Source organism: Achromobacter sp. (genome assembly GCF_036567245.1).
Taxonomy (GTDB): domain Bacteria; phylum Pseudomonadota; class Gammaproteobacteria; order Burkholderiales; family Burkholderiaceae_B; genus Achromobacter.
In genome coordinates, this window is the sequence record NZ_DATCUY010000205.1 from 1 (window position 1) to 5,302 (window position 5,302).

Below are 5,302 nucleotides of genomic sequence, written 5' to 3' on the forward strand. Positions count from 1 at the left end.
GGGCATGGCCGCGAGCGCGGCGGCAAGCAGGAGGGCGGCGGCGTGACGAGGTGCGCGCATGTGAAGCTCCGGTGTGCGCCGGCTTTCCGGCAGGGGTTCATGATAGTCAAGGCGCCGGCGGCTGTCGCGACCGAGCTCCCGCCCCCTGGGCCGCATCCGGCTTAGAATCGCGGTTTCCGCCCACCGCCCCCACCGTGCCATGCGTTTGCGCCACATCGAGATTTTCGAAGCGATCCGCCGTACCGGATCCCTAACCGAGGCCGCGGCCGCGCTGCATATCTCGCAGCCGGCGGCCAGCAAGCTGCTGGCACATGCCGAAGCGCAGTTGGGCTTCAAGCTGTTCGAGCGCGTGAAGGGCCGGCTCGTCGCCACTCGCGAGGCCGAGATCCTCACGCCCGAGGTCGCGCGCCTGAACCAGGATCTCAACAGCGTGCGCAGGCTGGCCGCCAGTCTGCGCGACCATCCCAACGGCCACCTGCGGCTGGGCTGCGCGCCGGCGCTGGGCCTGGGACTGCTGCCCGGCGTGGTGCGCGACAGCCGCGCGGCGCAGCCCGGCATCACCTTCGACATCCACACGCATCACAGCAGCGAGCTGGTGCAAGGGCTGCTGACGCGAGAGCTGGACCTGGCCATCACCTTCGACACCAACGACTATCCCGGCCTGACCCGCATGGGCCTGGGCCACACCGAACTGGTGCACCTGAGCCGCAAGCCCGGCACGGGTCCGCTGCCATTGGCAGAGCTGACGTCCATGGCGGGCGATACGCTGATCGTGCTGGACGCGGCCGATGCCTCCGGCGCCCTGTTGCAGTTGGCGCTGGACGCGCAGGGCCTGGATCCGCAGGTCGCCATCCAGGTGCAGACACACTACGTGGCCTGCGCGCTGGTCGACGCGGGCTGCGGCGACGCCATCGTGGACGCGATCACCGCACAGGCGATGCTGCGACCCGGCATGAACCTGCGTCGGCTGGACCCGGCGTTGCGCGTGCCAATCAGCATCATGGTGCGCAACCAGGATCCGCTGTCGGCGCTGCACCGCGACTTCATCGAACGTCTGCGCGCCGCTTGCGAGGCGCTGCAGGCCGGGCTCGACGCCGCGGCCTGACGCGCGGCCTGCGCACAAAACACGACGGGCGCCCGAAGGCGCCCGTCATCATTTGCAGACGGGGGCAGGCAAGGCCCGCCCCGCGCGGCATCAATCCAGCTTGATGTTCTGCTTCTTCACGACGTCCTTCGCCCAGTCATACTGCTCTTTGATTTCCTTGGCGAATTCTTCCGGCGTGTTGCCCGACGGCGCCGAGCCCTGGTCGTCCAACGCCTTGATGACCTTGGGGTCCTTCAGGGCCACGACGGCTGCGTCGCGCAGCTTGTTCACGACTTCCATCGGCGTGCCCTTGGGCGCCAGCAGACCGTACCAGACCGGCTGGTTCAGCACCGGGAAGCCGGCGTCCTTGAACGTCGGCACGTCCTTGATGGCGTCGATGTTGGTCGGCCATGCGATGGCCATGGCGCGCAGCTTGCCCGCCTGGATCTGCGGCATCGACGACGGCAGGTTGTCGAACAGGATTTCGATCTGGCCGCCGACGGCGTCAGCCACGGCCGGGCCCGAACCCTTGTACGGCACGTGCACGATATCCGTGCCGGTGGCCATCTTGAACGATTCGCCCATCAGGTGCAGCACGCCGCAGGTGCCCGAGCTGCCGTAGGAGTACTTGCCCGGATTCTTCTTCAGCTCTTCCAGGAAGCCCTTGAAGTCCTTGGCGGGGAACTTCGGGTTCACGGCCACCACGTTGGCGGTGTTGGCGAAGTTGGTGACGGGCTGGAAATCCTTGATCGGATCGTAGGGCAGGTCGTTGGGGCGGCAAGCCGGGTTCACGGCCATCGTCGAGACGGTGGCGATGGACAGCGTGTAGCCGTCGGCATCGGCGCGCGCGGCTTCGGATGCGCCGATGGCACCGCCTGCGCCGCCCTTGTTTTCCACAACCATGGGTTGGCCCAGTTCCTGGCTCATGCGCTGCGTCACCAGGCGCGCGATGATGTCGGTGGAACCGCCGGGCGCGAACGGAACGATGACGCGGATCGGCTTGCTCGGGTACTTGTCGGCAGCGTGGGCGGCGGAGGCGCCGAGGGTGCCGGCAGCGCCGGTGGCCAAGGCGATCGCCACGGCCAGGGAGCGGACTTTATTCATAGGTGTGTTTCCTCCAATATGCGAGCCCGTGTGTACGGACCGTTGTGTGATGCGCCTGCCTGTGGACAGGTCCGCAATTAACGGTGGTGGGCGCATGCTCTGTGCGCAGGGAGAGCACTTTTTATAGGTTGCTTGTGGCACACGCGCCCGCCAGAATGACGGAGAATAGCAGCAAATACTTACAGACGCATAGCGCAGCGATCCCCGTCTGACGCGCATCAAATACGTACTCGCACATGTCGGTTGCCCTTCTGGTTTTCCCTGATTTCATGCTGGTTGCGCTGGGCTGGGCGCTGCGTCACAAACTTAATTTTTCCCGCGAATTCTTCGCTGGCACCGAGCGGCTGGTCTACTTCGTCCTGCTCCCCGCGCTGCTGTTCCAGTCCATCCTGCGCACCCCCATCACGGCCGGCAACGCCGCCATGCTGCTGCAGGCCTCCGCGGCCGTCATCGTGGCCGGCATCGCGCTGACGTGGCTGGCGGGGTGGGTGCTGCGGCCTTCCTCTCTGAGCCTGGCCTCGGCCGCGCAATGCGGCTACCGCTTCAACACCTATCTCGGCCTGGCGCTGTCGGCCAGCCTGGGCTGCACCCAGGGCCAGACCATCATGGCCCTGATCGTCGGCTTCGCCGTGCCCATGGCCAACATGGCCGCGGTCTACGGCCTGGCCCGCCATAGCGGCGGCAACCTGTTGCGCGAACTGGCGCGCAACCCGTTGGTCATTTCCACATTGGCCGGCCTGGCCTGCAACCTGGCCGGCCTGCACCTGCCGGGCCCGCTGGACACGGCTCTCGCGCGCCTGGGCGCGGCGGCCATCGCGCTGGGCATCATCTGCGTGGGCGCCAGCCTCTCATGGGAGGGCGGCAAGGGCCATGGCGCGCTGATCGCCTGGATGCTCACGGTCAAGCTGGCGGCGCTGCCCGCCGTGGCCTTGCTGGTGGCGCATGTGCTGGCGCTACCGCCGCTGGAATCGCAGATGCTGTTGCTGTTCGCGGCCCTGCCCAGCGCTTCCGCCGCCTACGTGCTGGCCATGCGCATGGGCGGCGACGGCCGCATGGTGGCGGTGCTGATATCGCTGGGCACCCTGTTTTCGGCGCTGACGATTCCGCTATGGCTGATGCTGACGGGCACTTGAGGCAGCCAATATCCAGAACCAAAAAAGACCGCCGCGGCGGTCTTTTTCATGCGCACGGCAGTCTTGCTTACGAGGACTTGTGCGCGTTGGTCATGGAGGCCGGCACCACCCATTCAGCGAACTGCGCTTCGGTCACATAGCCCAGCGCCAGCGCCGATTCCTTTAGCGACAGGCCTTCCTTGTGGGCCTTCTTGGCGATCTGCGCGGCCTTGTCGTAGCCGATGTGCGGATTCAGCGCCGTCACCAGCATCAGCGAACGGTCGACCAGTTCGGCGATACGCTCGCGGTTGGGCTCGATGCCGGCGGCGCAGTGCTCGTTGAAGCTGGCCATGCCGTCGGTCAGGAGGCGCACCGATTGCAGGAAATTGTGGATCACCAGCGGCTTGAACACGTTCAGTTCGAAATTGCCGCTGGCGCCGCCGATATTGATGGCCACGTCGTTGCCCAGCACCTGCGCGGCCAGCATCGTGATGGCTTCGCATTGCGTCGGGTTGACCTTGCCCGGCATGATCGAGCTGCCCGGTTCGTTCTCGGGGATGCTGATCTCGCCCAGGCCCGAACGCGGACCGCTGGACAGCCAGCGCACGTCGTTGGCGATCTTCATCAGGCCGGCCGCCAGCGACTTCAGCGCGCCATGCGCAAACAGCAGCGCTTCGTGCGAAGCCAGGCCCTGGAACTTGTTGGGCGCCGACACGAAAGCGGTGCCGGTGGCATGCGCCAGTTCGGCCGAGACCTTGGCGCTGAACTGCGGGTGCGCATTCAGGCCCGTGCCCACCGCCGTGCCGCCGATGGCCAGCTGGTGCAGGCCCGGCAAGGTGGCGCGGATCTGCTGTTCGGCCAGATCCAGCTGGGCCACATAGCCCGACAACTCCTGGCCCAGGGTCAGGGGCGTGGCGTCCTGCAGGTGCGTGCGGCCGATCTTGACGATGTCGTAGAACTCGGCGCTCTTGGCCGCCAGCGTCGCGCGCAGGGCCTTGAGCGAAGGCAGCAGATGATGTTCGACCTGCACCGCGGCCGCCACGTGCATGGCGGTCGGGAAGGTGTCGTTGGAGGACTGGCCGCGGTTGACGTGGTCGTTCGGGTGCACCTTGCGCTCTTCGCCGCGCACGCCGCCCAGCAGTTCCGAGGCGCGGTTGGCCAGCACCTCGTTCATGTTCATATTGCTTTGCGTGCCCGAACCGGTCTGCCAGACAGACAACGGGAACTCGTTGGGCCACTTGCCGGCGATCACTTCATCGGCGGCGCGGACGATGCCGTCGGCGATCTTCGGATCCAGCTCGCCCAGATCGGCATTGACCTTGGCAGCCGCGCGCTTGAGCCGCGCCATCGCCTCGACCAGCGGAACCGGCATTTTTTCAGTGGAAATCGCGAAAAAATGCAGCGAACGCTGCGTCTGGGCGCCCCAGAGGTGATCTTCCGGGACTTCGATGGGACCAAAAGTGTCTTTTTCAATGCGGGTCTTCATGGCGCGTGCTACTCCGTGGCGACGTCGGTTGCGGCTGGCTGCGGTGCGCCAGCCGCTAGAAAGTTGAGAATGACAATCAGTTCTAGGTTAGCAGAAACCCGCATTCCTATAATTGCGCAAACATCCGTACTCCTCCACCGTTTTTACCACTCGCCCCGCGCCATGTCCGCCCCTCTTTGCAGCCTGAACTTGCACCTGCCCGACGAAGCCGCCACGGAATCGCTGGCGCGGCAGCTCGCGCCCCTGGTTTCCGGCGGCCAGACCGGTCCGGCAGGGGGACACATACACCTCCAGGGAGACCTGGGCGCAGGGAAAACAGCCTTCACGCGAGCCTTGTTGCGGGAATGCGGCATCACCGGGCGGATCAAAAGTCCAAGCTACGCGCTGCTTGAATCCTATAAAGTTTCTAACTTATACTTCTATCATCTTGATTTTTATAGATTTAGTGATTCGCGCGAATGGTTGGACGCAGGATTCCGGGATTTACTGCGTGACGATGCGGTCGTTTTGATCGAA

General features: G+C 65.4%; 5 protein-coding genes. 3 read left to right on the forward strand and 2 right to left on the reverse strand.

All coding sequences use genetic code 11. The annotated features are described in order from the left end of the window. The first annotated feature begins 199 nt into the window (after positions 1-199). On the forward strand, positions 200-1,105 hold the full coding sequence (locus VIR09_RS08905; RefSeq protein WP_332012538.1) for a LysR family transcriptional regulator: 906 nt from the start codon (positions 200-202) through the stop codon (positions 1,103-1,105). A gap of 90 nt (positions 1,106-1,195) precedes the next feature. Here VIR09_RS08905 and VIR09_RS08910 read toward each other — a convergent pair whose 3' ends face one another. Then, the gene (locus VIR09_RS08910) at positions 1,196-2,188 is read right to left on the reverse strand and encodes a tripartite tricarboxylate transporter substrate binding protein BugE (RefSeq protein WP_207474082.1); all 993 of its coding nucleotides are present in this window, start codon (positions 2,186-2,188) and stop codon (positions 1,196-1,198) included. 236 nt (positions 2,189-2,424) lie between these two features. On the opposite strand from VIR09_RS08910, the gene VIR09_RS08915 reads away from it, so the two are divergent. Then, the gene (locus VIR09_RS08915; RefSeq protein ID WP_332012539.1) at positions 2,425-3,321 is read left to right on the forward strand and encodes an AEC family transporter; all 897 of its coding nucleotides are present in this window, start codon (positions 2,425-2,427) and stop codon (positions 3,319-3,321) included. 67 nt (positions 3,322-3,388) lie between these two features. On the opposite strand, the gene fumC is transcribed toward VIR09_RS08915, so the two are convergent. Continuing rightward, on the reverse strand, positions 3,389-4,786 hold the full coding sequence (gene fumC, locus VIR09_RS08920; RefSeq protein ID WP_332012540.1) for a class II fumarate hydratase: 1,398 nt from the start codon (positions 4,784-4,786) through the stop codon (positions 3,389-3,391). Between the two features lie 162 nt (positions 4,787-4,948). On the opposite strand from fumC, the gene tsaE reads away from it, so the two are divergent. Then, positions 4,949-5,302, forward strand: a 354-nt coding sequence (tsaE, locus tag VIR09_RS08925) for a tRNA (adenosine(37)-N6)-threonylcarbamoyltransferase complex ATPase subunit type 1 TsaE (RefSeq protein WP_332012541.1), incomplete at its 3' end; no start/stop codon positions are given.

Bases quoted from the DNA above. Each gene is read 5' to 3' on its own strand.
- fumC (WP_332012540.1), bottom strand. From the start codon at position 4,786: ATGAAGACCCGCATTGAAAAAGACACTTTTGGTCCCATCGAAGTCCCG.
- VIR09_RS08915 (WP_332012539.1), top strand. From the start codon at position 2,425: ATGTCGGTTGCCCTTCTGGTTTTCCCTGATTTCATGCTGGTTGCGCTG.
- VIR09_RS08905 (WP_332012538.1), top strand. From the start codon at position 200: ATGCGTTTGCGCCACATCGAGATTTTCGAAGCGATCCGCCGTACCGGA.
- VIR09_RS08910 (WP_207474082.1), bottom strand. From the start codon at position 2,188: ATGAATAAAGTCCGCTCCCTGGCCGTGGCGATCGCCTTGGCCACCGGC.